At 69.4% G+C, this 24,718-nt stretch carries 25 protein-coding genes and 1 riboswitch; of the genes, 5 read left to right on the plus strand and 20 right to left on the minus strand.

What is annotated here, in order from left to right; all coding sequences use genetic code 11:
• Positions 1–19: 19 nt before the first annotated feature.
• The 3 genes from panC to ACTWPT_RS20175 all read right to left on the minus strand — a co-directional run bounded on the left by panC (position 20) and on the right by ACTWPT_RS20175 (position 2,528).
• Positions 20–856, minus strand: coding sequence for a pantoate--beta-alanine ligase (gene panC, locus ACTWPT_RS20165; RefSeq protein WP_443178964.1), 837 nt, complete (start codon positions 854–856; stop codon positions 20–22).
• 247 nt (positions 857–1,103) lie between these two features.
• Positions 1,104–1,994 (minus strand): Rossmann-like and DUF2520 domain-containing protein, encoded by an 891-nt coding sequence (locus ACTWPT_RS20170; RefSeq protein ID WP_443178965.1) that lies wholly within the window; start codon positions 1,992–1,994, stop codon positions 1,104–1,106.
• A 312-nt stretch (positions 1,995–2,306) separates the two neighbouring features.
• Complete coding sequence (locus ACTWPT_RS20175) at positions 2,307–2,528, minus strand: chaplin family protein (RefSeq protein WP_443178966.1); 222 nt, start codon at positions 2,526–2,528, stop codon at positions 2,307–2,309.
• Positions 2,529–2,718: 190 nt separating this feature from the next.
• On the opposite strand from ACTWPT_RS20175, the gene ACTWPT_RS20180 reads away from it, so the two are divergent.
• Positions 2,719–3,681, plus strand: a complete 963-nt coding sequence (locus ACTWPT_RS20180; protein ID WP_443178967.1) for an SAM-dependent methyltransferase — start codon at positions 2,719–2,721, stop codon at positions 3,679–3,681.
• Positions 3,682–3,731: 50 nt separating this feature from the next.
• Here the strand turns inward: ACTWPT_RS20180 and ACTWPT_RS20185 are convergent, their stop codons facing one another.
• Positions 3,732–4,922 carry a cytochrome P450 gene (locus ACTWPT_RS20185; protein ID WP_443178968.1) on the minus strand — a complete coding sequence of 397 codons (1,191 nt, stop codon included), beginning with the start codon at positions 4,920–4,922 and terminating at the stop codon, positions 3,732–3,734.
• Complete coding sequence (locus ACTWPT_RS20190; protein ID WP_443178969.1) at positions 4,922–5,686, minus strand: TerC family protein; 765 nt, start codon at positions 5,684–5,686, stop codon at positions 4,922–4,924. The genes ACTWPT_RS20185 and ACTWPT_RS20190 overlap by 1 nt, the downstream gene beginning before the upstream one ends.
• A gap of 113 nt (positions 5,687–5,799) precedes the next feature.
• Positions 5,800–5,915: riboswitch (SAM riboswitch) on the plus strand.
• 45 nt (positions 5,916–5,960) lie between these two features.
• On the opposite strand from ACTWPT_RS20190, the gene ACTWPT_RS20195 reads away from it, so the two are divergent.
• The gene (locus ACTWPT_RS20195; protein ID WP_443178970.1) at positions 5,961–7,328 is read left to right on the plus strand and encodes an aminotransferase class V-fold PLP-dependent enzyme; all 1,368 of its coding nucleotides are present in this window, start codon (positions 5,961–5,963) and stop codon (positions 7,326–7,328) included.
• 68 nt (positions 7,329–7,396) lie between these two features.
• On the opposite strand, the gene ACTWPT_RS20200 is transcribed toward ACTWPT_RS20195, so the two are convergent.
• Positions 7,397–8,062, minus strand: coding sequence for a DoxX family protein (locus ACTWPT_RS20200; protein WP_443178971.1), 666 nt, complete (start codon positions 8,060–8,062; stop codon positions 7,397–7,399).
• 122 nt (positions 8,063–8,184) lie between these two features.
• On the opposite strand from ACTWPT_RS20200, the gene ACTWPT_RS20205 reads away from it, so the two are divergent.
• Positions 8,185–9,330 (plus strand): NADH-quinone oxidoreductase subunit D, encoded by a 1,146-nt coding sequence (locus ACTWPT_RS20205; RefSeq protein ID WP_443178972.1) that lies wholly within the window; start codon positions 8,185–8,187, stop codon positions 9,328–9,330.
• Entirely contained in the window at positions 9,327–10,442 is a 1,116-nt protein-coding gene (locus ACTWPT_RS20210) for an acyltransferase family protein (protein ID WP_443178973.1), read from the plus strand. The genes ACTWPT_RS20205 and ACTWPT_RS20210 overlap by 4 nt, the downstream gene beginning before the upstream one ends.
• Before the next feature lie 76 nt (positions 10,443–10,518).
• On the opposite strand, the gene ACTWPT_RS20215 is transcribed toward ACTWPT_RS20210, so the two are convergent.
• From ACTWPT_RS20215 to dacB, 11 genes are all read right to left on the minus strand, one after another.
• Positions 10,519–10,950, minus strand: coding sequence for a DUF3180 domain-containing protein (locus ACTWPT_RS20215; protein ID WP_443178974.1), 432 nt, complete (start codon positions 10,948–10,950; stop codon positions 10,519–10,521).
• A 20-nt stretch (positions 10,951–10,970) separates the two neighbouring features.
• Positions 10,971–11,474 (minus strand): 2-amino-4-hydroxy-6-hydroxymethyldihydropteridine diphosphokinase, encoded by a 504-nt coding sequence (gene folK, locus ACTWPT_RS20220; protein ID WP_443178975.1) that lies wholly within the window; start codon positions 11,472–11,474, stop codon positions 10,971–10,973.
• Between the two features lie 40 nt (positions 11,475–11,514).
• Entirely contained in the window at positions 11,515–11,880 is a 366-nt protein-coding gene (gene folB, locus ACTWPT_RS20225) for a dihydroneopterin aldolase (RefSeq protein ID WP_443178976.1), read from the minus strand.
• Complete coding sequence (locus tag ACTWPT_RS20230) at positions 11,870–12,316, minus strand: nuclear transport factor 2 family protein (protein ID WP_443178977.1); 447 nt, start codon at positions 12,314–12,316, stop codon at positions 11,870–11,872. The genes folB and ACTWPT_RS20230 overlap by 11 nt, the downstream gene beginning before the upstream one ends.
• Positions 12,313–13,176, minus strand: a complete 864-nt coding sequence (gene folP, locus ACTWPT_RS20235; protein WP_443178978.1) for a dihydropteroate synthase — start codon at positions 13,174–13,176, stop codon at positions 12,313–12,315. Before folP ends, ACTWPT_RS20230 begins: the two co-directional genes overlap by 4 nt.
• 66 nt (positions 13,177–13,242) lie before the next feature.
• On the minus strand, positions 13,243–13,821 hold the full coding sequence (gene folE, locus ACTWPT_RS20240) for a GTP cyclohydrolase I FolE (protein ID WP_443178979.1): 579 nt from the start codon (positions 13,819–13,821) through the stop codon (positions 13,243–13,245).
• A 22-nt stretch (positions 13,822–13,843) separates the two neighbouring features.
• Positions 13,844–15,841, minus strand: a complete 1,998-nt coding sequence (gene ftsH, locus ACTWPT_RS20245; RefSeq protein WP_443178980.1) for an ATP-dependent zinc metalloprotease FtsH — start codon at positions 15,839–15,841, stop codon at positions 13,844–13,846.
• Between the two features lie 237 nt (positions 15,842–16,078).
• Complete coding sequence (hpt, locus tag ACTWPT_RS20250; protein WP_443178981.1) at positions 16,079–16,630, minus strand: hypoxanthine phosphoribosyltransferase; 552 nt, start codon at positions 16,628–16,630, stop codon at positions 16,079–16,081.
• Between the two features lie 10 nt (positions 16,631–16,640).
• Entirely contained in the window at positions 16,641–17,642 is a 1,002-nt protein-coding gene (gene tilS / locus ACTWPT_RS20255) for a tRNA lysidine(34) synthetase TilS (RefSeq protein WP_443178982.1), read from the minus strand.
• Between the two features lie 134 nt (positions 17,643–17,776).
• Positions 17,777–18,853 (minus strand): zinc-dependent metalloprotease, encoded by a 1,077-nt coding sequence (locus tag ACTWPT_RS20260; protein WP_443178983.1) that lies wholly within the window; start codon positions 18,851–18,853, stop codon positions 17,777–17,779.
• 73 nt (positions 18,854–18,926) lie between these two features.
• On the minus strand, positions 18,927–20,099 hold the full coding sequence (gene dacB / locus ACTWPT_RS20265) for a D-alanyl-D-alanine carboxypeptidase/D-alanyl-D-alanine endopeptidase (protein WP_443178984.1): 1,173 nt from the start codon (positions 20,097–20,099) through the stop codon (positions 18,927–18,929).
• 342 nt (positions 20,100–20,441) lie between these two features.
• Here dacB and ACTWPT_RS20270 point away from each other — a divergent pair, with 342 nt between their 5' ends.
• Complete coding sequence (locus tag ACTWPT_RS20270; protein WP_327587336.1) at positions 20,442–20,936, plus strand: inorganic diphosphatase; 495 nt, start codon at positions 20,442–20,444, stop codon at positions 20,934–20,936.
• 4 nt (positions 20,937–20,940) lie between these two features.
• Here the strand turns inward: ACTWPT_RS20270 and ACTWPT_RS20275 are convergent, their stop codons facing one another.
• From ACTWPT_RS20275 to ACTWPT_RS20285, 3 genes are all read right to left on the minus strand, one after another.
• A complete protein-coding gene (locus ACTWPT_RS20275; RefSeq protein WP_443178985.1) occupies positions 20,941–22,047 on the minus strand; it encodes a C40 family peptidase in 1,107 nt (368 codons plus the stop codon).
• A gap of 232 nt (positions 22,048–22,279) precedes the next feature.
• Positions 22,280–23,761, minus strand: coding sequence for an RNA polymerase sigma factor (locus ACTWPT_RS20280; RefSeq protein WP_443178986.1), 1,482 nt, complete (start codon positions 23,759–23,761; stop codon positions 22,280–22,282).
• Between the two features lie 111 nt (positions 23,762–23,872).
• A complete protein-coding gene (locus ACTWPT_RS20285; RefSeq protein ID WP_443178987.1) occupies positions 23,873–24,682 on the minus strand; it encodes a hypothetical protein in 810 nt (269 codons plus the stop codon).
• Positions 24,683–24,718: the final 36 nt, after the last annotated feature.

Raw genomic sequence — 24,718 nt, forward strand, 5'->3', positions numbered from 1 at the left:
ACCTCGACGGTAATCCGCCTCAGGCGGGATTCAAGGTCAGGATGACGTTGTCGATCAGCCGCGTGGCACCGACCCTGGCGGCCACCGCGAGCACCGCCTCACCCGAGTACGTCTCGCCTACCTCGGTGAACGTCGCCGGGTCCACCAGGACCAGGTAGTCCACGTCGAGCTCGGGACCGGCCGCGTCGAGGACCGCCCGTGCGGCCGCCCGGATCCTGGAAGGGGCCGGCTCGGCGGCGCCCTCGCGCAGTGCCCGGGACAGCGCCAGCGCCACCTGCCGGTCTGCGGCGGACAGGTAGCGGTTGCGGCTGGACAGGGCCATGCCGTCGGGCTCGCGTACGGTGGGCGCGCCGATGATCTCGACCGGCACGTCGAGGTCGGCCACCATGCGCCGGATCAGCGCGAGTTGCTGGGCATCCTTCTGCCCGAAGATCGCCACGTGCGGCTGGACCAGGTTGAACAGCTTGAGCACGACCGTCAGCACGCCGTCGAAGTGCCCCGGCCGGGAGGCGCCTTCGACGATCTCGCCCATCCGGCCGGAGTGCAGGCTCACCTGGCGATCGGGGTGGTACATGTCCTCGGCGGACGGATGGAACACCACGCTCACGCCCTCGGACCGGCACACCTCGAGGTCGGCGTCAAATGTCCGGGGATATCGCGAAAAATCCTCGCTTGGCCCGAACTGCAGGGGATTGACGAAGATGCTGACCACGACCTGATCGGCCCGGGCCCGGGCGAGCCTGATCAGTGACCGGTGCCCCTCATGCAAGGCTCCCATGGTCGGGACCAGGGCCACCTCGCCACCGGTCCGCGCCTTGACCAGGTCGTCCCGGTTCCTGGCGACGATCAGATCCATAGTGAGTGCCCTCCCTGTTCATTGCCTCACTCCGTGAGGCGGCTCGGTCGCCATATGCCGCCACCTTCCCCCGCTCTGGTCGCTGCGCTCCCGCCGCTCCTCCAGGCGACGGCACTCCCTCGCTGTTCATTGCCTCACTCCGTGAGGCGGCTCGGTCGCCATATGCCGTCGCCTTCCCCCGCTCTGGTCGCTGCGCTCCCGCCGCTCCTCCAGGCGACGGCACTCCCTCGCTGTTCGCGCCTCGCCGTCAGGTCCATATGTTGCCCCCGAGGGCGTCGAGCAGGCGCTCGGCCTCCTCCGGCTTGAGCAGTCCCGCGGCCAGCGCGCGGTCGGCCGTGAGCCTGGCCAGCGCGATGTAGGCGTCGGCCGCCTCAGGAGCCGCGAGGATCAGCGCGTCCACATGCTTGCGCACGGTGCCGGCGTCGCCGCGCACGACCGGTCCAGTCAGGCCGGCGATGCCCAGCCGCAGGACGTTGTCGAGCGCGGCGCCGAGCAGCGGGCCCAGCATGCGCCCCGGATGCTCGACGCCGATGCGTCCCAGGAGCTCCTGCGACTCCGCGATGAGCGTGACCATGTGGTTGGCCGCCCCGGCCAGCGCCGCGTGGTAGAGCGCGCGGTCGGCGTCGGCGATCCAGACCGGCTCGCCGCCCATCTCGATCACCAGGGCCTCGGCGATGGGGCGCAATGTGTCGGGCGCGGTCACACCGTACGAGATGCCGGTGAGCTTGTTGAGGTCGTCGTCGCGGCCCGTGAACGTCATCACCGGGTGCAACGCGAGCGGCAGCGCGCCGACCCTGGCCGCCGGATCGAGCACCGACAGCCCGTACGCCCCGCTGGTGTGCACCAGCAGCTTGCCCTTCAGGTCGGCCCCGGTGGTGGCCAGACCGTTGACGAGGTCGGGCAGCGCGTCGTCGGGCACGGTGAGCAGGATCAGCTGGGCCGCCGCCACCACCTCGTCGGGACGCGACGGCGTGACGCCGAGCCGCTCCGCGGCCCATCGCTGGGAGTTGTCCGACACCCCGCTCGCGGCCACGACGCGGTGTCCTGCCTGCGCCAACGCGGCACCGAGAGCCGAGCCGACCTTGCCCGACCCGAGCACGCCGACGGTCAGCCGTGCCGGGCGATCCCCTGCGTCCATGACGTCACACCCCTGTCGAGCAAATGGCACTGCCGACCAGCGTAACGGCCCCTCAGTACTACAGATGTGACCGGTGCTTTGCCGCATGTTGAGTTAACGACAAAAGCGACAAGGGCATACAAAAGGTGCACCCCCTGTCGGAAGAGATGAGGAGAGGGGTTCACCGCATAGCCGCGGGCGCCGAGTCCTGGCCGGACCCGACGCCCGCATCGATGCGACCCTTGGAGGTGCGCCTGGCCGGTTCATCCGCCGACTGACCGGCCGGGACGGGAGCCCGGACCGGACCGCGCCGGACCGGGCTCCCTTCGTCGATCAGTAGCCGATCACCTTGGCGCCACCCTTGCAGCCGGCGATGGCGTGACCGATGACCGCCACCGCGTTGCCGCAGACGTTGATCGGGATGCTGATCGGAAGGTGCACCTGGTTGCCGGACAGCACGCCGCCGTTGCCGCTTGTGACGTCGGCGTGCGCCGCCGGGGCGGCCAGCGACAGCATGGCGGCGGCTCCGGCCACGGCTACGATCTTCTTCAGCATGAGAGCTCCTCTCGGTCTCGCGGCACCGGGCCGCGAATGCTTGCTCGGTCAGCACGATCGGCTCCGCCAGTGGGGGGTTAGCGGAGCGAGATCGCTAGGTAACGCTGGGTAACAGTAGCGCAAGGTGAGAACAAAGAGTAGTTAATCTATAACTCTCCGTGTCAGTCGAAAGTCGTGAGATAGTCCAGGCATGTGGCTCACGTGGCGTGCCGCAACAGAGCGGGCGTTGTACGGCGAGGAGGGTTTCTACCTCCGCGAGCGCCCGTCAGGCCACTTCCGCACCTCGGTCAACGCCTCCGCGGCGTTCGCGGACGCGGTGCTGGCGCTGCTGCGACAGGTGGACGCCGAGCTGGCTGAGCCGGAGGCGCTCGACCTGGTCGACATCGGCGCGGGTGAGGGCGTGCTGGTGACCCAGGTGCTGGCCGCCGCCGAGCCCACGCTGCGTGACCGGTTGCGGGTCACGGCCGTCGACCTCTCCCCCAGGCCGCAGGGCCTTCCCGAGCGGATCAGCTGGCGCGCCGGCCTGCCGGACCGCATCACGGGCCTGGCCATCGCCAATGAGTGGCTCGACAACGTCCCGGTGGACGTGGCCGAGCAGACGGCCGACGGCCCGCGGCTCGTCCTGGTCAACAGCCGTACGGGCGAGGAGCGCCTCGGCGGCCCGCTGCGGCCCGCCGACCGGGAGTGGCTGGATCGGTGGTGGCCACTGCCCCGGGTGGGCTCACGGGCGGAGATCGGCCGCCCCCGCGACGAGGCCTGGGCCTCGGTCGTGACCCGCCTCACCGGGGGCCGGGCAATCGCCATCGACTATGCACATCCTGTGGATAACCGCCCGCTGTGCGGCACGCTGACGGGGTACCGCGACGGCGCCGTGGTCGCCCCGATTCCCGACGGGACCTGCGATATCACGGCCCATGTCGCGCTCGACGCGTGCGCCGCGGCGGGGCGGCGGGCCGGCGCGATATCCACAACCTTGTCCACACAGCGTGACGCGTTGCGGGCCCTGGGGATCACCGGCACCCGGCCGCCCATGGAGCTGGCCGGCACCGATCCGCGCGCCTACCTGCGGGCCCTGGCCAGGGCGTCGGAGGAGGGCGAGCTCATCGACCCGTCGGGCCTCGGCGGCTTCGGCTGGCTCGACCAGCGACGGTGAGCCGGTCTCGGCCGGCGGCTCTGGACCGGCGTCGGCTGACTCCACTCAGGTCATTCGGCGGTCAGCTCCAGAGCGTGCAGGCCGCGGATGATGTAGCCGGGCTTCCAGACCGGCTCCTGGCGCAGCTCCAGCGTGGCCGCCCGGTCCAGCAGCGCGCCGAACGACTCCATGAGCTCGATGCGGGCCAGCGGCGCGCCCAGGCAGAAATGAATGCCGGCCCCGAAGGAGATGTGCGGATTGTCCGCCCGCCCCACATCCAGCCGGTCCGGATCCTCGAACGCCGCAGGGTCCCGGTTCGCCGAGCCGAACAGCAGCGCAACCTCCGACCCGCGCGGAATCGTCACGCCGTGGACCTCGATGTCCTCCAGCACCCACCGCTCGAACATCTGCAGCGGCGTGTCCCAGCGCATCAGCTCCTCGACAGCGGTCGGCAGCAGAGAGCGGTCGGCACGCAACCGCGCCAGCTCGCCGGGGTTCCTGAACAACGACCACCAGCCGTTACCCGTGACGTTCACGGTCGCCTCGTGGCCGGCGTTGAGCAGCAGAACACAGGTGCCGACCAGCTCGTCCTCGGTCAGCTCGGTGATCCCGGCGAGCGCGCTGATCAGGTCGTCACCGGGACGCTCCCGCCGCTCGCGGGCCAGGGCCTTGAGGTAATCGGCGAACTCCGCGGCCGCGCGCACCGCGGTGTGCTGGGCGTCGAGCGTGGGGTTGAGCTCGTACATGCCGCAAATGTCAGCCGACCAGGGGCGCAGGAGGTGACGATCCCGGTCGGGGATGCCGAGCATCTCCGCGATCACGGTCACCGGGAGCGGCTCCGCGACCTCAGCGATCAGGTCCCCGCCGCCCTTCTCCACGTACGTGTCCACCAGCCCCGCGGCGATCGCGCGCACGCGCGGTCGCAGGGACTCGACCATGCGCGGCGTGAACGCCTTGGAGACCAACCGGCGCAGCCGCGTGTGCACCGGCGGCTCGACGTCGAGCATGCCCGCCCTGATCACCCGCCAGAACGGATCCTGGAAGTCCGGCTCGGACTGCCTGCCGAACTCTTCCGGCGTGGCCACGTGGAGGAAGGACCGCCCCAGCCGGCGGTCTCTGAGCAGCACGTTCACGTCGGCGTGACGTGAGATCAGCCACTGGTTCGTCGGCTCGAAGTAGCAGACGGGCGCCTCGCGCCGCAGCTCGTCGTAGACCCGGTACGGGTAAGCCACGAAATCCGGATTCCAAGGATCAAAGCGCACTACTTCATACTAGGAGCCTCAGGCAGGACCTCCTCCTCCTGCTCGGCCTGCTTGGCGTGCTTGCCGCGCATCCGGATGTTCAGCAGCTCCACGACGACCGAGAACGCCATCGCGAAGTAGATGTATCCCTTCGGGATGTGCTGGTCGAGGCCCTCGGCGATGAGCACCACACCGATCAGCACCAGGAACGCCAGCGCCAGCATCTTGATGCTCGGGTGCTGGTCCACGAACCGGCTGATCGGCCCGGAGGCGAACAACATGACCAGCACCGCCACCACGACGGCCGCGATCATCACGCCGAGCTCGTCCACCATGCCGACCGCGGTGATGACCGAGTCGAGCGAGAACACGACGTCGAGCACCATGATCTGCACGATCACGGAGGCGAAGGAGGCGGCGGCGGCCTTCTTGCCGTCCTTGGCCGCGGGTGCGTCCATGCTGTGGCCGATCTCGGTGACGCTCTTGGCCAGCAGGAACAGGCCACCCAGCAGCAGAATCAGATCGCGTCCCGATATCTCGTGGCCGAAGAGGGCGAACAGCGGCTCAGTGAGCCGCACCACCCACGACAGGCCCAGCAGCAGGAGCAGCCGGCTGATCAGGGCGGCCGCCAGGCCGAGGACGCGGGCTCTGTCACGTTGTTCGGGAGGTAGCTTCCCAGCCAGGATGGAGATGAAGATGATGTTGTCGATGCCTAGCACGATCTCCAAGGCCACCAGGGTGAAGAAACCGATCCAGATCTGCGGGTCGGTCACCCAGTCCAACATCAGCGCACCTCCATGACATGTGCCTCGCGGTTCCCCGGTAGCAACGAGTCAAGACACGCAAAAGTTCGCCGGTTTGCGTTTTGCCGTGGGGACTGGGTTATAGTGCGGGCGTAGGTCATGAGTGCCAGCGACAAGCCCCGGCTAGCTGGCCGGCAACCCTCGCGTCCGCGGCGGGGTGCCCCGGGTGAAGACCTGGTCCGTCACGCGGTGTGGCGGGCAAGCGCGGGCTCCGTGGCTGCTCCAGGGGTCCGATGGTCCCTGAGGGAGATGTGCCGTGTCCACGCTGACGATCTTCGACCCCGTTCCCGCCCAGGCATCTGGCGAGACCCAGGCCCCCGCCGCCACCGCGAGCCGGCCGATCCCCGCCGTGCTCGGGGCCGACCTCCAGGTGCCGGTCAAGGGCGGCCGGCTGGTGGGGTACGCCAACCTGGACTACGCGGCCAGCGCGCCCTGTCTGGAGCCGGTCAGCGCCGCCGTCGCCGCCGCGCTCCCGGCCTACTCCAGCGTCCACCGCGGCGCCGGCTACGCCTCCCAGCTCACCACCGCCAGGTACGAGCAGGCCCGCCACACGGTCAGGGCGTTCGTCGGCGCCCGCCCCGATGACGCGGTGATCTTCACCCGCAACACCACCGATGCCACGAACCTGCTGGCCGGCTGCCTGCCCGCCGGCACGACCACCGTGGTCTTCGACACCGAGCACCACGCCTCGCTCCTGCCCTGGGCCAAGTCCGTACGGCTGGCACCGCCTGCGTTCCCGGGCGAGGCCGTGCGCGCCGCCGACGAGGCACTGGCCGGGATCGAGGGGCCGAAGCTGCTCGTGGTCACCGCCGCCTCCAACGTCACCGGTGAGCTCTGGCCCATCGCCGCCCTGGCCCACATCGCGCGCCGCCACGGGGCCCGCATCCTGGTGGACGCGGCGCAGCTCGTACCGCATCGGCGGCTCAACCTGACCGCGCTCGACCTGGACTATGTGGCGTTCTCCGGCCACAAGTTGTACGCGCCGTTCGGGGCCGGGGTGCTGATCGGGCGCCGGGACTGGCTGGCCGCCGGAGAGCCGTACCTCAAGGGCGGGGGCGCGGTGCGCTCGGTCGAGGACGACGTGGAGTGGCACGACGACCCGGAGCCGCGCCATGAGGCGGGCACCCCGAACGTGCTGGGCGCGATCGCGCTGGCCGCCGCCTGCGACGCGCTCACCGCCACCGGTTGGACGGCGCTGGTACGCGAGGAGGAGCGGCTGCTGGCCCGGCTGCGGTCGGGGCTGGCCTCGATCGAGGGCGTGCGGGAGTTGTCCCTGTGGGGGGACGATCACCCGCGGGTGGGGATCGTGTCGTTCACCGTGGACGGGCACTCGGCTCGCGAGGTGGCCGAGGTGCTGTCCGGCCAGTACGGCATCGGCGTGCGCGACGGGAAGTTCTGCGCGCACCCGTTCGTGCGGCACCTGTTGATTGCTGCCGCCGAGCGCAGGAGCTCGGCCGTAGAGAGCGACGCAGGAGCCAACGAAGGCCGAAGCGGGCGCGACCATAAGCACGCCGATTGTGAGGACGGAACCACATCCGCCGTACGCGCCTCGATCGGCATCGGGACCACGCAGGAGCACGTGGACCGGCTCGTCGAGGCACTGCGGGACCTGGTATCCCGCTGAGCCGGCGGGTCGGCGGCTCTTCCGGCTGAGCCGGCGGCGCGGTGGTTCAGCCGATCATTGGCGCCGGCTCACCGGTTCGGCGGCTTGCGGTGTTCTGGCTGGTCGTCGGAGACCAGCGCGTCGATGTCCCGCATCTCCTCGTCGCTCACGTCCGCCCTGGACGCCGTCGGCTGCCTGGGCACGTTCGGCCGCTCAGCCGTGGTGGACTCCGAGGGGGTCAACGGACCACCGGCCCCCCCGGCGCCCGTCATCCCCTCGGTGCGGCCCGAGGCTCCGCCGCGCCGGTGGGCGCCCATGCCGCCCTCCGCGGCCCGGCGCTCCGCGCGGCGCCGGAATATCGCCCCGAACAGCGCGTCGAGTCCGATCCGCCCGCCGCCGACGGCCAGGAACAGCAGGCTCAGCGCGCCCAGCGCACCCGCCAGCTCCCAGCCGCCCTCGGTCACCATGATCCCCTTTGTCGAGTGCACGAAGGCGATCGCGCCGAGCATGTTGATCAGCAACAGCAGGCCGACCGGCCGGACCAGCAGACCGAGGATCAGGAAGAGGCCGCCCACGGTCTCGACGACGCTGGCGAAGCCGGCCGAGAGTTCGGGCAACGGGATTCCCATCTCCCTGAAGCCCTGCGCCGTGGCGCCGAGTCCGCTCTGCCACTTGCTCAAGCCGTGCGCCATGAAGACCACGCCGGTCGCCACCCGCGCGATCAAGACAGCGATATCGAACAGAACCTTCTTCATAGTGCTAACTCCCCCCGTTCCCCCGACTCCTCCCCATGTCCGCAGTAGCGATGCATTTCCGTACCATTCCTTGACCATCCCCCACCCTGGATCACCAACTGCGACGGTGGCAGCATGGCCATATGACGGAACGCGTGGTCGGAATCGGTGCAGGCGCCAAGGAGCTGGCCACCGAGGACATGATCCTCAACATCGGCCCGCAGCACCCGTCAACGCACGGGGTGCTCAGGCTTCGGCTGACGCTGGACGGCGAGCGCATCGCCACCGCTGAGCCGATCATCGGCTACATGCACCGCGGGGCGGAGAAGTTGTTCGAGGTCCGCGACTACCGGCAGATCATCATGCTGGCCAACCGGCACGACTGGCTGGCGGGGTTCGCGAACGAGCTGGGCGTGGTGCTCGCCGCCGAACGCCTGCTCGGCATGGAGCCGCCGGTCAGGGCCGTGTGGGCGCGTACGCTCCTGGCCGAGCTCAACCGGGCGCTCAGCCACCTGATGTTCCTCGGCTCCTACCCGCTGGAGCTGGGCGCGATGACGCCGATCTTCTACTCCTTCAACGAGCGCGAGCGCATCCAAGCGGTCATGGAGGAGATCTCCGGCGGGCGCATGCACTACATGTTCAACCGGGTCGGCGGGCTCAAGGAGGATCTGCCGCTCGGCTGGCTGGACCGGGTGTCGGAGGCGGTCGCCGAGACCCGCCGTCGCGTGCCGGACATCGAGGATCTCATCCTGCACAACGACATCTTCCTGGCCCGTACCAAGGGCGTCGGGGTGCTCACGCACGAGCAGATCATGCAGTACGGCGTCAGCGGCCCCCTCGCCCGAGCCTCCGGGGTGGACTTCGACCTGCGTCGCGACGAGCCGTACCTGGCCTACCCCGAGCTGCCCGTCAAGGTCATCACCCGGAGCGGGGGCGACTGCCACGCCCGGTTCGAGGTGCTGTTCGAGCAGCTCAAGGTCTCGCTGGAGCTGGCCGACGCCTGCGCCGAGCGGCTGCGGTCGCTGCCGCCCGGGCCGATCAACCAGCGGCTGCCGAAGGTGCTCAAGGTGCCGGAGGGGCACACGTACGCGTGGACCGAGAACCCGCTCGGCATCAACGGCTACTACCTGGTCTCCAAGGGCGACAAGACGCCGTGGCGGCTCAAGCTGCGCTCGGCCTCGTACAGCAACATTCAAGTGCTGCGGGAAATGTTGCCCGGGCACCTGGTGGCCGACATGGTGGCCATTCTCGGCTCGATGTTCTTCGTTGTGGGTGATATCGACAAGTGAATGCCCCAGAACGCGACAAATACGTTGATTGGCTTCGGGCGCTGAGCCTGATCGTCGTGGTTGTCTGGCATTGGGCGTTCACGATTCTCGTGTGGAAGCCGCACGGCCCCGAGCCGACCAGCCCGCTCGGCTTCACCTCGGGGTTGTGGATACTCACCTGGCTGCTGCAGGTGCTGCCGCTGTTCTTCTACGTCGGCGGGCACGTGCACCTGCTGTCCTGGCACCGGGCCAAGCAGCGCGGCGTGGGCATCGGGTCGTTCGTCTGGCGCCGGATCCGGGCTCTGGCTTTACCTGCGCTGTTCCTGTCCGGGGTGTGGATCGCGGTCGGCGCGGTGGTCACGTTCACGTTCCAGGTGGACTGGATGTGGCGTGTGGTGCTGCTGGTGCTCAGCCCTCTGTGGTTCCTCGGCGTTTACCTCGTGCTGATCGCTCTACTTCCCGTGGCGCTCTGGCTGCACCAACGCTACGACGTGCTGACCCTGATCTGGCTCGGCGGCGCGGCCCTAGTGGTGGACGTGGTGCGCTTTCGGTACGACGTGGACGGGGTGGGCTGGCTCAACATGATCCTTGTGTGGGGACTGGCGCACCAGGCGGGGTTCTTCTACGACCGGATCGTGACCCTCCCCAGGCGCTACGACGTCGCCCTGTTGTGGACCGGCCTGTTCGCCCTGTTCGGGCTGGTGTACTCGGGCATCTACCCGGGCTCGATGGTGGGCGTGCCCGGCGACAAGTGGTCCAACATGGCCCCGCCGACGTTCGTGATCGTGGCCCTGCTGCTGTTCCAGATCGGGCTGGTCGAGGTGCTGCGGCCGGCCATGGAACGGGTGCTCGAGCGGCCGGTCTGGCGCCGGACCAACGACTTCATCAACCGGTACGCGCTGGCGTTGTTCCTGTTCCACACGACCGGGATGGCCATCGCGCTGGGGCTGTCGTGGTGGCTCTTCGGCACCCTGGGCATCACCATCCCGCCGGACCTGAGATGGTGGCTCGAACGCCCCATCGCCATCGTCGGGCCGCTGATCTGCACCGCCCCGGTCATTTACCTCTTCGGCCGCCGTCGCGCGCCTGTCAGGCAAAAGAAGGACGAGGAGGTCGGCGGCCGAGCGACGTGATCCGCCCTGCGCTGCGGGTGTTGCGGCGCAACGTGTTGGCAGGAGCGGTGAGTCGCGAGGTCCGGCAGGACGAGGACTATTTCGACGTCTGATCCTGCGGATCCTTGGGGATGCGGCAGGCGTTCTCCAGGTAGAGCGCCGCGCAGACCAGCAGCACGCAGGCCAGGAACGAGCCCGTCGCGACGATGAACTCAGTACGCGGCGTCTCACGGTCCAGCAGCTGCACCGTATGGAGCGCGAATCCAGCGAACAGCCCGCCGAACACCGCCCCCGCGTACGCCGACGCCTTCGCCAGCGCGGCCAGCCTGGCCACCGCCAGCGGCTCCACCGGCTTGGTCCCCGGCTTCCTGGCGATCCTGGCCTTGGTGGCCCAGGCGCTGAAGCCCTCACCGATGGCCAGCAGCAACACGGTCGGGATCGCCGTCCACGGCATCAAAGGCAGGTCGGAGTAGAACTGCCGGACCGCCGCCCACGTGATCAACGCGGCGACGACGAGGATGCCGACCAAGCGGCCGGGCTGCGTGGGCCTCAATCCGGCCTCTGCAACGTGAGATCGGGGCGCAGGCGTACCCCTTGCTTGTCGAGCCCCTCCAGCAGGTCGCACACCCGGCCGTGACCGGGCACAATGCCCTGCGGGTCCGTCTCCGCCCAGGGGACCAGCACGAACGCCCGCTCGTGGGCACGCGGATGCGGCAACGTCAGATCCGGGTCGTCGCAGACGGTGTCGCCCACGACGATCAGGTCCACGTCGAGCGTGCGCGGGCCCCAGTGCTCCCCGCGCTCCCGGCCGAAGGCGTTTTCCACGCTCAGCGCCCGCTCCAGCAACGCACGCGGCTCCAGGATGCTCTCGGCGATCACGACGGCGTTGAGGTAGGGGTCCTGCCCCGGGGGGCCGCCGACCGGGTCGGTCTCGTAAACCGGTGACGCCTTGACGAACTCCAGGTCAGGCGCGTCGAACAGGACGTCCACGGCGCCCTGCAGGATCTGGAACCTGTTGCCCAGGTTGCTGCCCAGAGCGAGGACGACCTTCATACGCGGCTCCACTCGATCGTCACGACCACATCGTCGACGTTCATGCCCGGCTCCGCTCGATCGTCACGACCACGTCGTCGAACGACAGCGGGATCGGCGCCGCCGGCTTGTGCACGCTCACCTCGACCTTGTGCACCAGCTCGCCGGCCAGGCACACGTCGGCCAGGCGCTGCGCGAGCGTCTCGATCAGCTCGACCGGCTCGCCCTCCACGACCGCGACCAGGGCCTCGGCCAGCTCCCCGTAGTGGACGGTCTTCGTCAGGTCGTCACCGGCCGCGGCGGGCGCGGTGTCGAGGAACAGCGTCGCGTCGACCACGAACTCCTGGCCGAGCTCCCGCTCGGCAGCGAGCACACCGTGCCTCCCCCTGGCCCGCAGGCCCTTGAGAGCGATGCGATCAGCGCTCAAGCTCGCCTTCCTCCTCCTCGTCGTCGTCTCCCTGGAGCACCGGCGAGCCGTGGTGCATCCACAGCCGCCAGCCCTGCGGGGTGCGGACGTAAACGTTGCTGGCCACCACCTTGCCGGCAGCGAAGCTCGCCTCGCCCTCCTCGCCGGCCGTCAGAATGTTCTCCACACAGGTGAGCACGGCCACGTCGCCCAGCACCGTCGTGTTGACGTCGGTCAACACGAACTGGATGTAGGTGGTGTTGGCCATGATCAGCGCCCACGACCGCAGCACCTCCGACCGACCGGCCAGCAGTGTCCAGCCGGGGTGCACGCAGCTCACCTGGTCATCGGCCGTGTCCTCCGCCCAGATGTCGGTCATCTTGTCGAGATCGCCGCTCTCGATGGCGGTGTAGAACTCCTGGTTGACCGTCTCGATCGCGGCCGTGTCCACGCTCATGTGCCTGCTCCCGCTCCCGCTCTCTTCCATGCGGCGGCCACGCGCACGGCGTCGGCGTTAGGGCCGACCTCGTGCACACGTACGCACCAGGCGCCCGTGTGCGCGGCCAGCGCGGTCACGGCCAGCGTGGCGTCGTCGCTTCGGCTGAACGGCCGGGGTGTGCCGTCGGGGGCGGCCAGCAGCCGCCCGAGAAACCGTTTGCGTGACGCCCCGATGAGCAGCGGATATCCCAGTTCGGCCAATTGCGGGATCCCGGCCAGCACCGCCCAATTGTGCTCAGCGTTCTTGGCGAAGCCGAGGCCGGGGTCGAGCACGATCTGCTCCTGCGACACCCCCTCGGCCAGCACCAGGTCCACCCGCTTGCTCAGCTCCTCGCGCACCTCGGTGACCACGTCCGTGTAGACGGCCCTGGTCTCCATGTCATGACTGTGGCCGCGCCAGTGCATCACCACGTAAGTGACCCCGGTCGCCGCCACCACACGCGGCATCTCCGGGTCGGCCAGACCGCCGCTCACGTCGTTGACCAGCCGCGCGCCCGCCTCGACCGCGGCTTTGGCGACCTCCGCGCGCATCGTGTCGACGCTAACCGGAACTCCCTCGGCGGCCAGTGCGCTGATCACCGGGACGACCCTGGCCAGCTCCTCCTCCAGCGACACCCTGGCCGCGCCCGGACGCGTGGACTCACCGCCCACGTCGACGATGTCGGCCCCCTCCTCGACCAGCTCGAAGCCGTGCCGGATGGCGGCCGTCTCGTCGAACCACATCCCGCCGTCGGAGAAGGAGTCGGGCGTCACATTGACCACACCCATGACGAGGCACCGCTCCGCACCTTCCGGCACGCTGATGGGCACGCTAGTCATGGGCCAAGCCTAGGCGTTCCGCCGCACCCGCTGACATGGCGGGTCCCCTCTTGTGGATAACGATCCTCACCTGCCGAGGATGAGCGCCATCGCCTCTGCTCGGGTCTTGTCGCTGGTCCGGAAGTCGCCGCGGACCGCCGATGTGACGGTCCTGGCGCCCGGCTTGCGTACGCCGCGCATGGTCATGCAGAGATGCTCGGCCTCGACGACCACGATCACCCCGCGCGGCTCCAGCACCCGCATGAGCGCGTCGGCGATCTGCGAGGTCATCCGCTCCTGGACCTGGGGACGGCGAGCATAGACATCGACCAGCCTGGCGAGCTTGGAAAGACCCGTGACCTGCCCCTTCTCGTTCGGGATATAGCCCACGTGGGCCAGCCCGTGGAACGGCACCAGATGATGTTCGCAGGTCGAATAGACCTCGATGTCCTTCACCAGGATCATCTCGTCATGATCGACATCGAACACCTTGGTCAGCACGCCTTCCGGCGTCTGGCCGAGCCCTGAATACTGCTCGGCCATGGCCCTGGCGACGCGGGCAGGCGTCTCGAGAAGGCCGTCGCGGTCGGGATCCTCGCCTATGGCGTAGAGGATCTCGCGGACGGCCTTCTCGATCCTGCCCAGGTCAACATCGTGCTGAGTCACGCAAACATCTTTCCGTGCTGAGTCACAAGGAGTCGCCGGAGGGCAGCGCGTCCTGGTGGCCCGCGGTAAGGGAGCCGTTGGCCGACTGCTTCTCCTTCGGGGTCAGGATCGGCGGGCGGTCCGAGGGGAGCCGCTTGCCGTAACCCGCGTAGGACGGGCGGTGCTCCTTGACGACCACCGGGGAGAAGATCTCCAGCACCATCTCGCGGGAGAGAGTCTCCTTCTCCATGAGCTCGAGCACCAGGTTGTCGAGCACGTCGCGGTATTCGACCAGGATGTCCCACGCCTGGTCGTGCGCCGTCTCGATCATCCGGCGGACCTCCTCGTCGATCGTGGAGGCGATCTTCTCGGAGTAGTCGCGCTCGTGGCCCATCTCGCGGCCGAGGAACACCTCAGCGTTGCCGCTGCCGAACTTGCGGGCGCCGAGCTGCTCGCTCATGCCGTACTCGACCACCATGCGGCGGGCGACTGCCGTGGCCTTCTCGATGTCGTTGGAGGCACCGGTGGTCGGCTCGTGGAAGACGAGCTCCTCGGCCGCGCGGCCGCCGAGCAGCATCGCGAGCTGGTCCATCATTTCCGACCTGGTGGCCAGGAACTTGTCCTCCATCGGCAGCGTCATCGTGTAACCGAGGGCGCGGCCGCGGGACAGGATCGTGATCTTGTGGACCGGGTCGGAGTTGGGCAGCGCGTGCGCCACCAGCGCGTGACCGCCCTCGTGGTAGGCGATCATCTTCTTTTCCTTGTCCGACATGACCCGCGACTTGCGCTCGGGCCCTGCCATGACGCGGTCGATCGACTCCTCGAGGAGGTCCATCGTGATCAGCTTCTGGTCGGCCCGCGCGGTGAGCAGGGCGGCCTCGTTGATCACGTTGGCCAGGTCGGCGCCGGTGAACCCGGGGGTGCGGCGCGCGATGACGTCGAGGTCGACGTTGGGGGCGAACGGCTTGCCGCGACCGTGAACCTTGAGGATGCCCTTGCGGCCCTCGAGGTCGGGGCGGTCGACGGTGACCTGCCGGTCGAAACGGCCCGGACGCAGCAGCGCCGGGTCCAGGATGTCCGGGCGGTTGGTCGCCGCGATGAGGATCACGCCGCCCTTGACGTCGAAGCCGTCCATCTCGACGAGCAGCTGGTTGAGCGTCTGCTCGCGCTCGTCGTGACCGCCGCCCAGGCCGGCGCCGCGGTGGCGGCCGACGGCGTCGATCTCGTCGATGAAGATGATCGCCGGGGCGTTGGCCTTCGCCTGCTCGAACAGGTCACGCACCCGAGAGGCGCCGACACCGACGAACATCTCGACGAAGTCCGAACCGGAGATCGAGTAGAACGGCACGCCCGCCTCGCCCGCGACGGCGCGGGCCAGCAGGGTCTTGCCGGTGCCGGGCGGGCCGTACAGCAGCACGCCCTTGGGGATCTTGGCGCCGATCGCCTGGAACTTGGCCGGGGCCTGCAGGAACTCCTTGATCTCCTGGAGCTCCTCGATGGCTTCGTCGGCCCCCGCGACGTCGGCGAAGGTGGTCTTGGGGGTGTCCTTGGTGATGAGCTTGGCCTTGGACTTGCCGAACTGCATCACGCGCGAGCCGCCGCCCTGCATCTGGTTCATGATGAACAGGAAGATCAGCACGATGATGACGATCGGGAGGAAGCTCACCAGGAGGCTGACGAGGATGTTCTCCGACGGCACCTCGGTGGTGAAGCTCTTGGTCTTGCCCGCCTGGACCTGAGCCTGCAGCTCATCGGTCAGCTTGCTGCCGTAACCCGTCACCCAGTCCGACTGGATCAGCTTCGTCGGCTGATCGCCCGCCCTGACCGTGACCGCGTTGTGCAGCGTCACCTCGATGCGGTTGTCCTTGTCGACAATCTTGGCGTTGCTGACGTTCCCGGCGCGAATCTGCTGGAGAACCAAGGACGTGTCGGCCTGCTTGTAATTACCGCCGCCACTCCACAGCTGGGTGACGAGCAGGAGCAGCACGACGATGCCCAGGATCCACAGCAGTGGCCCACGTGTAAATCGCTTGAGATCCATCCGATGCGGAACCCCTTGCGGGCCCGTCCCTTCCTGACCATGGCCTGGAACCCCGGGTTGGCCCGGGGCCGCGGCATCCGGCACCGCGACTTCTGACTACCCGAAGGGGACTCGTGGTCACCCTTCCGGAGTCTGAAGGTACACCGGCGGAGCGCGCGGAGGGACCGCCCGCTACACCAGCCTTGCCCTATCAACGTACGTCACGTTGCGCGATGTTCCCGGCCAAGGCAAGAGGTGCTACTTATAAACGTGCGGCGCGAGAGTCCCGATGAACGGAAGGTTCCGGTATCTCTCCGCGTAGTCGAGGCCATAACCGATGACGAACTCGTTGGGAATGTCGAACCCGACATATTTCACGTTGATCGGCACCTTCAACGCATCCGGCTTGCGCAGCGCGGTGCAGATCTCCAGGCTCGCCGGGTTGCGGGATTTAAGGTTTTCCAGCAGCCAGTGCAGGGTCAGGCCGGAGTCGATGATGTCCTCCACTATCAGCACGTGGCGGTTCATGATGTCGGTGTCGAGGTCCTTCAGCACGCGTACGACGCCGGACGACTTGGTGCCGGCGCCGTACGACGACACCGCCATCCAGTCCATCTGCACCGGCACGTGCAGTGCCCTGGCCAGGTCGGCCATCACCATGACGGCGCCCTTCAACACGCCCACGAGCAACACGTCCTTGCCCGCGTAGTCCTCGTCGATCCGCCCGGCAAGCTCTTTGACCTTGCCCTGGAGCTCCTCCTGCGGGATGAGGACCTTCTCCAGGTCATTGCCCATGTCGGCAGCGTCCACCTGTGGTTCCTTACGCGTGGGGACTGATGGCGAGTATCAGGGTGCCATACCGCCGGCTCGCGGACAGACCCCCGGGCAGGTCCGCGGCCTTCTGCCCGCGCCACCGCGTGACCAGCCGATCAACGGCCAGCACATGCGTGGCGGAAAGGGCGCCGGACGGGGCTCCGGCGGCGACGGCCGCGCGCCGCAACACCCTCCGCCTGACGGCGTCGGGCAACTTCTCCAGTTCCTTGACGGCGAGCGTGATGGTCCCGTCGATATCGCTAAGAGCGCAATCCTGGTACGCCGATTCCGCCCATTGGTCGAGGGCATCGGCATCCTCGCGTGCCATCCGCGCGGTCCTGGCGAGCGCCTCGGCCACCCCTGGCCCCAGCTGCTCCTCCAGAGCTGGGAGCACCTTTCTCCGGACGCGGACCCGTGTGTACCGAGGATCCTCATTGTGAGGATCGTCCCAGGGCGTGAGGCCCAGGGCCCGGCAGGCGGCAACGGTGGTGGCCCTGGGGAGGTCGAGGAAGGGGCGGCGGTATCGGCCGGCTTGCGCGGCCATTCCGGAGAGTGAACGCATACCGCTGCCCCTGGCCAGTCCCAGGAGCACCGTCTCCGCCTGATCGTCCCTGGTGTGGCCGAGGAGGATGGCCGCGGCCTGGAGCCGGTCGGCCGCCTCGGCGAGCGCTGCGTACCTGGCCTCCCTGGCCGCCGCCTCGGGTCCGCCCTCGGTGCCGACCGTGACGGTGAGCACTTCCGCGGGGTGCAGGTCCAGCCGTGCGGCCTGGGCGACGACCCGCTGTGCCCGCTCGGCCGACCCGGGCTGGAGCTGGTGATCCACAGTCAGCAGGCCGGCCCGCAACCCGATCCGCGGCGCCACGAAGCCCAGAGCCGCGGCCAGCGCCAGGGAGTCGGCGCCGCCGCTGCACGCCGCCAGGACCAGGGTTTCGTGCGGGAGATCGGTCAGCGCCTCACGCACGGCCCTCCGGACGTCGGCTACGGCTGGATGTGGACCCACGGGTGCCATTGTCGCCGGTCTCCGCCCATCCCCGCGCCCCACCGGCGACGCGGCCAAGCCCGGCCGGCCGCCGCGACGGGTGACACGCCTCGGCGACGCGCCGCAGGCCCGCCGAGCTTGCGCTCGACGGGCTGGTGCGGGGGTCAGGCGGGGAGTGCTGGGGTGCCGATGACGCGGCTGATCCAGGCGTCGGGGTCGGCGAGTTCGGGGGTCGTCGGCAGGGATTCCGGCGACGACCACACCTGGTTGAAGCCGTCCATCCCCACCCGGCCCACCACCGTCCGCACGAACGCCGACCCCTCCGCGTACTGCTTCATCTTGACCTCGATCCCCAGCAGCCGCCGCACCGTCTTGTCCAGGCGGGAGCCGCCCTCGCGGCGGTGGGCGAACTTGGCGCGGATGTCGGCCACCGACGGCACCACGGACGGGCCCACGGCGTCCATCACATAGTCGCCGTGGCCTTCCACCAGCGTCATCACGGCGGTCAGGCGGTCCAGGATCTCCTTCTGGCCCGGCGACTGGATGGCGTCGATCAGGTTGCCCTCGCCACCGCGCACCACGTCGGCCACCGTGTCGGCGGCGTTGCGCAGGCGTTCGAGCAGCGTGGGCAGGTCCAGGTCGGAGGCGAGCAGGAATTCGGTCATCTGCGAGCGCACGTATTCACGCAGCCATGGCACGCCCGTGAACTGCACGCGGTGGGTCTCCTCGTGGAGGCACACCCACAGGCGGAAGTCGTGCGGGTCGACGCCCATCTCGCGCTCGGCGTGGACGATGTTGGGGGCGACGAGCGTCAGGCGGCCCGTCGGCTCCTGGCCGGTGGGGTCGGGCGGGAGGAACAACTCGTACTGGCCCAGGACCCGCGAGGAGAGGAAGGCCAGGACGGCCCCGACCTCGACGCCTGTGATGCGCGAGCCCACGGCGGTGACGATGGCCGGAGGCGGGTTGGAGCTGTTGCCCATGCGCTGCGTCAGGGGCTCGAGCACCACGCGGAAGCCCTCGACGTTCGCCCTGATCCAGCCAGGCCTGTCCACGATGGTCGCTGGCTGCGGCGCGGTCTCCGTGTGGATCTTCGTGAACTCGCGCACGTGGCCCTCGGCCTCACGCGACAGGGTACGGAGCTCGGTGACGGCCTGCCTGGCCTCCTCCCGGCTCACTTGAGGGCCGGGGCGCACCAGGCGCGTACCGGTCGTGACGGCCAGATCCCAGTCGATCACCTGCATAACGTCCACCGTACGTGCTCCGAGCCGAACCCGCGAAGGAGCCTCCGCCAAGCCGCGATCCGAAGGATCGCCATCAAGCACGCGCGACGATGGCGGCGAGCCGGTCGAGCACGGGCTCGGCGTTGACCGGTACGCGGTCCGCCATGAACGCGAACGTGACCAGCCGCCCGTCCTTGGTCGTGGCCAGTCCCGCCAGAGTGTTGACGTGGTTGAGCGTGCCGGTCTTGGCGCGGACCAGCCCCACCTCGCCCTTGCTGTCGCCGGAGGTGAAGCGGCGGCCGTTGCCGAGCGTGCCGGAGAAGCCGGCGATCGGCATGCCGGAGGCGATGGCGTGCAGGTCGGGGTGGCTCGCGGAGCCGGCCAGGGCGATGAGCTTGGCCAGGGCGCCGGAGCTGATGCGGTTGTGGGTGGACAGGCCGCTGCCGTCGGCGAGCGAGACGCCCTTGCCCACGCCGAGCCGTTGGAGCACGGAGGTCACGGCCTTGGCGCCGCCCGCGAACGACGCCTGCTGGCCTTCCTTGATGGCCACGTGCCTGGCCAGGGCCTCGGAGAGGTCATTGTCGCTGTGCGTGAGCGCGTGCTCGACCAGAGAGTAGACGGGGGCTGAGTCGACCTTGCCCAGCTCGGCGGCGCCGGAAGGGGCCTTGCCCGGGCTTACGGACTTCGACACGGAGATGCCCTGCTTGGCGAGGAGCCGGGCGAAGGCCGCGGCGGCGTAGGCCGGCGGGTTGGACACGCGGGGCGTGTTGTAGCGCGGTTGCCGGCGGCCCTCGTCCATGGCGAGCGCGTGGACGGGGGCCACGTTGCCCTCAGGGATGTAGCCGGGCTTCCAGCCGAGGGCGGTGGGGGATCCGGTGAAGAGGGACGTGTCGTAGGTGAGGGTGACCTTCTTGACGTTCTGGGATTTGAGGGTCGCGGCGGTGCGGGCGGCCAGGGTGGCGAGGCTGGCCTGCTTCGGGTACGCCTGCTTCGCAGAGGGGCCCGCGAGCAGCGGGTCGCCGCCGCCGACCAGGACGATCGCGCCTGGCTTGGCGCCTTGGACGACCCTGGTGGACAGGCGGGCGTCGGGGCCGAGCGAGGCGAGCGCGGCCGCGCACGTCACGATCTTCGTGGTGGAGGCGGGAGTGACGGGCGTGTCGGCGTTGGAGGCGAAGACTCGCTCACCGGTGGTCGCGTCGAGCACGACGGCGCCGACGCGGTCGCCGAGCGCATCGTCACCCAGGGCGCTGGTGAGCTGCCGCGTCAAAGTACCCTTAGTCGGGAGAGGTCCGTCTCCTGACCTTGCCGAAAGCTGGGCCAGCACAGGCCCCGCGGTGACCACGGGGACGGGCGGAGGAGACCCTTCCTGCGGGGACGCCGTCGGCTCGGTCGGTGAAGTCCGCCTCGTCATTGCGCTCAGGCTGAAGTCGGTGGTCATCGCATACACGCCGGTGACGACCGTCAGGGCTTGGAGCACGACGAGAGTGGCCAGCATCACCCACCGGTCGTGCCGCGCCACGTGTCCCGCCCTCTCTCTTGAATTCGCCTACGAGACATTAACGCCCGGCCGGGGGTGCCCGGGGGCTCGACCCATGAGGAAAGGACCGCGGTGGAGTTCGACGTTGTCGTTGAGATTCCCAAGGGACAACGGAACAAGTACGAAGTGGACCACGAGACCGGGAAGATCAGGCTTGACCGGCTCCTGTTCACCTCCACGCAGTACCCCGCCGACTACGGCTTCATCGAGCACACCCTCGGCGAGGACGGCGACCCGCTCGACGCGCTGGTGCTGTTGCAGGAGCCGACGTTCCCCGGCTGCTACATCACGTGCCGGGCGGTGGGCATGTTCCGGATGACCGACGAGAAGGGCGGCGACGACAAGGTCCTGTGCGTGCCGTCCACCGACCCGCGCATGCATCACATTCAGGACATCCACCACGTGTCGGAGTTCGACCGGCTGGAGATCCAGCACTTCTTCGAGGTCTACAAGGACCTGGAGCCGGGCAAGTCCGTCGAGGGCGCCAACTGGGTGGGCCGCACCGAGGCCGAGGCCGAGATCGAGCGCTCCTTCCAGCGCGCCAAGGACGCCGGCCACCACCACTGATCCTTCAGCGGGGCCTGGTGGCGCCCACCAGGTCCCCGCGCCAGATCGAGGCGACCCGCACCACGTCGCCGGTCTCCGGCGCGTGCACCATCAGGCCGCGCCCCACGTAGATCCCGACGTGGTGGATGGTGCCGGGGTCGCCGGTGTTGTACGCGAAGAACAGCAGGTCCCCGCGGCGCAGCTGGTCCAGCGGCACGTGCGGGCCCGACGTCCATTGAGTGCCGGTCCAGTGGTCGAGCCGCACTCCCGCGCGCTCCCAGGCCCGCATCGTCAGCCCAGAGCAGTCATAAGTCTCCGGTCCGTCGGCCGCCCACACGTACGGCTTGCCGAGCTGGGTGAGCGACCAGTTGGCGGCCACGTCGCCCATGGCCGAGCCTGATACCAGCCCGGCCGCCCGCGCGGCCTCGGCCCGGCGGCGGGCCAGCAGCTCGGCGCGGGTACGTGCCGCGTCGACCCGCTGCTGCAGGCGGTCCTCACGGGCCCGCAACACCCGCGTCTCGCGCCGCTGGCCTGCCACGGCCGTCTCGGCGGCGATCTTCGCCCGCCTGGCGCTCTCGGCGGCGGCCTGCTGGGCGGCGTGGGCGTTCACGGCCTGGGTACGGAGGATGGCGGCCACCTCCTGGGCGTCGCGCAGCCTGGCGAGCATCGCCGCCCGCTCGCCGCTGAGCTGCCCGAGCACGCCGGCCCGGTGCAGACGGCCATCGGCGCCGGCCTGGTCGACGATCATGCCGACGATCGGCGCCAGCGTTCCCCATCCCCCGTACGTCTCCGCCGCCAGCAGCGCGACGTCCTGCCTGGCCAGTTCGACCTCGGCGTCGGCCGCCGCCAGCCGGGCCTGTGCCTGCGAGGCGGCCTGCTCGGCGTTCCGCAGCCGCACCATCTCCCCGTTGTACGCCTCGACCAGCCGCTCCACCTCGGCCGTCAACCGCGCGAGCCGCGACTGCGCCGTGGCCAGCTTCGCGCTTGCGGTCGCCAGCACCTTCGACCGTTCTTGTACGGTTTCACGGGCCTTCGCCACCTCGCGCTGGGATGGCGGGGGATCGGCGTGGACCGGCGGGCACAGCACGACGAGCAGGCAGACAGCCAGCAGCCCTGCCCGGAAGGTGCGCATAGGTCCCCCTGACCACAAGCGGTTACTCTATGCTCACAGTTCCCGCTAATGCGCTCACGTAACGTGATGGAGAAAGGGAGTCGCCCACCCTTCACGGCGTCGCCGAGGGAGAGGAAGCCCGCCACGCCCGTGGCGTCACAGAAGGAGGGGGAGCCGCCGGTCTGCGGGGGCGGCACAGAGGGCGGGGGTGGAGTCAGCCGCTCGGCGCGGGCGGCGCACAGGGCGGGTGGAGTCAGCTGCTCGGCGTAGGCGTCGCCGAATGCTCGCCGGTGGGCGTGGGGCTGGTCGTTTGCGGCGGCGTGGTGATCGGGGTCGCGGTCCGCGTCGGAGCGGAGCTCTGATGGGTCGGAGTCGGAGTCGGGGTGGAGGTGGGGGTCGGCGTCGGAGTGCGGGTGGGGCACGAGGCGCGACTGCAGGGGCGGGGCTTGTCCGGGTGCGGGCGGGGACCGTGGCCGCCGCGGGGGCCGCCGCGGGGCCCGCCGGGCGGCGGGTCTGCCGGCGGTCGCCAGGTGGGTGGCTCCCCTGGCTGCTGCTGTGGCGGTGTCTGGACCGGGGGGCCGGCCGACGGCGGCGCGGGCACCGACGCGGTGATGGACGGCGGGCGCCATACGGTGTCCTGAGCGGGCGAGCCGGTCGACGAGACGGGCTGCGTACCCGTCGTACCCGTGGGCTTCACGACGGGCTCCACCGTCATCGGCACGTTCTGGGGCTCGCTCTGCCGCGGCACCCGGACGGCGGGCGGCTCCCCGGTCGCGGGGGCCGCGGCCGTCGCACCCCCTGACAGGCCTACACCATCCCTGCCCATCACCTGGAAGATCACCGCTATCGCCACCACGGCCGCGACCGCCGCCAGCGCGCTCGCCAGCGCCTGAGGCCACCTTCGAACGGTCTTCGCCGCGGGGAGGGGAAACCCGGCCGCGTCTAGCGAGCCCGTACGCCTGGCGACGTAGCGGCGGTAGGGCAGCAGCTCGGGGTCGACGAAGCTGCTCATCACCCTGATGCGCAACGCGTCGGGCAGCGCCGTGCGCGGCAGCAGCTCGAAGACCTTGGTCGCCGAAACCTGCCGGCCGCAGTGCGGCGCACAGATGTCGCACTCCGAGAGGTGTTTGACCAGGCGATCGCGCATGCCCGGCGTGAGCTCGCCGGAGAAGCCGGAGAGTATGGCGGCCCGCCGCGGGCAGTCGTACGGGCCCTTCCTGGCCAGGATCTCGGCGGTGATCGCGTCGCGCAGGTGATCACGAGCGGCCGCCATCGCCTCCTCCACCTGGCGTACCGGGACTCCGAGCACCTGGGCCAGCTCGGGGTCGGTCTGCCCATGCCTGATCGACAACTCCAGGATCTCCCGGTCGGCGACGGGCAGGCCCTGGACCGCGTTCCACGCCATGACCCGCAGATCGGCGTCGGCAGGGTCGTCCAGCGATGGCGCCTCGGCCAGCGCCTCGGCGGCGCCCGGCGGCGCGGCCGCGCGGCGGCGGAGGCATTCGACGCGGGCCAGCGCGTACAGCCAGGTATGGAGCCGGTCGGGGTCGGTCAGCGCGCGCGCGTGCGCCTCGGCAGCGATCAACGTGTCGCGGAGCGCCACCTGCGCGCTGTCGGCGCTCAGCAGAAGGGACCAGCAATAGCGGTAGACGTCCTCCGCGTACGCGTCGTAGAGCGCGGCGGGGGCGCCGGGATGGCGGGCGCGGAGCGCATCCACCAGGGCGCGGTCGGTCATGTGACCGAATGTAATGGATTAGTAACTAGTAGTTCCACCGATTTGGCATCGTCGGCACAGGTGAATTTCGCGTGATTAGCCCGCCCGACTTTTCGCACTTTATGCGGCAAATCACTGATTGTGGACCGACATGACTTGCGTGCTCCGGTCCACCTCGAACGGCTCGCTCTTGGGCTTGACCGTATGCACGGGGATGGCCCCGCCGAGCGCCAGATCCTCGTAGGGACGGCCGGTCGAACCCCAGGTCCTGGCCGTGATCTCGGTCCTGGCGACGTCCGCGCGCGTCGAGAGCCCCGACACGGTGAGGATGAACCTGGGCGGGCTCCCGGCCTTCACGTCGTCCACGAACGTGCTGCCGCCGCCCAGCAGTTTGCCCGTCTTGTCGCGCAACAACACGTTCACGACCAGGCTGCTGGCCGATGTCTGATACGGATTCCCTACATATCCGGTAATAAGGTATGAGCCATCTTTCTGGCGCAATGTCTGGGACCGGGTGATGGGGAACCGCTGGAAAGCGGAGGGTATGCGGGCCGCGGACCGCCATTGCGCGGGCCTGTACTGGATGCTCACCTTGGCCGGTTTCTCGGCGGCGCTGGCCTGCCCGGTGAAGGCCAGCGACCCACCCGGCGGCACGGCGTCGAGCGGCTGGTCCAGCCGGACGACCTCGGTGCCCTTGGCATCCTGCCCGACGATCGTGGCCACCACGTGCTCGCCGAAGTGCCACGGGTTGGCATTGCCGAGCACGCCAGCCCAGGTGACGGCATACCCGTCCGCGGACTTGACGATGTTCGAGACCTGTTCCTTGAGCGCGAGAGGCTTGAGCTGTTGTGCTGGCCGCTTCTCGCTCGTGCACCCGGAGAGGCAGATCGCCCCGAGTGCCCCGAGTGCGAGTACGCTGACGGTTCGACTGTGCGGGATCACTTTGCCGTGATAACCCGAGCATGGGCCCGGCTGGCA

The sequence above is a fragment of the Nonomuraea sp. 3N208 genome (assembly GCF_052245935.1).
Classification (GTDB): Bacteria; Actinomycetota; Actinomycetes; order Streptosporangiales; family Streptosporangiaceae; genus Nonomuraea.

Coding starts and splice junctions, on each gene's coding strand:
- panC (WP_443178964.1), bottom strand. CDS start 856: ATGGATCTGATCGTCGCCAGGAACCGGGACGACCTGGTCAAGGCGCGG.
- ACTWPT_RS20170 (WP_443178965.1), bottom strand. CDS start 1,994: ATGGACGCAGGGGATCGCCCGGCACGGCTGACCGTCGGCGTGCTCGGG.
- ACTWPT_RS20175 (WP_443178966.1), bottom strand. CDS start 2,528: ATGCTGAAGAAGATCGTAGCCGTGGCCGGAGCCGCCGCCATGCTGTCG.
- ACTWPT_RS20180 (WP_443178967.1), top strand. CDS start 2,719: ATGTGGCTCACGTGGCGTGCCGCAACAGAGCGGGCGTTGTACGGCGAG.
- ACTWPT_RS20190 (WP_443178969.1), bottom strand. CDS start 5,686: ATGTTGGACTGGGTGACCGACCCGCAGATCTGGATCGGTTTCTTCACC.
- ACTWPT_RS20200 (WP_443178971.1), bottom strand. CDS start 8,062: ATGAAGAAGGTTCTGTTCGATATCGCTGTCTTGATCGCGCGGGTGGCG.
- ACTWPT_RS20205 (WP_443178972.1), top strand. CDS start 8,185: ATGACGGAACGCGTGGTCGGAATCGGTGCAGGCGCCAAGGAGCTGGCC.
- folK (WP_443178975.1), bottom strand. CDS start 11,474: ATGAAGGTCGTCCTCGCTCTGGGCAGCAACCTGGGCAACAGGTTCCAG.
- ACTWPT_RS20230 (WP_443178977.1), bottom strand. CDS start 12,316: ATGAGCGTGGACACGGCCGCGATCGAGACGGTCAACCAGGAGTTCTAC.
- folP (WP_443178978.1), bottom strand. CDS start 13,176: ATGACTAGCGTGCCCATCAGCGTGCCGGAAGGTGCGGAGCGGTGCCTC.
- ftsH (WP_443178980.1), bottom strand. CDS start 15,841: ATGGATCTCAAGCGATTTACACGTGGGCCACTGCTGTGGATCCTGGGC.
- tilS (WP_443178982.1), bottom strand. CDS start 17,642: ATGGCACCCGTGGGTCCACATCCAGCCGTAGCCGACGTCCGGAGGGCC.
- ACTWPT_RS20260 (WP_443178983.1), bottom strand. CDS start 18,853: ATGCAGGTGATCGACTGGGATCTGGCCGTCACGACCGGTACGCGCCTG.
- ACTWPT_RS20275 (WP_443178985.1), bottom strand. CDS start 22,047: ATGCGCACCTTCCGGGCAGGGCTGCTGGCTGTCTGCCTGCTCGTCGTG.
- ACTWPT_RS20280 (WP_443178986.1), bottom strand. CDS start 23,761: ATGACCGACCGCGCCCTGGTGGATGCGCTCCGCGCCCGCCATCCCGGC.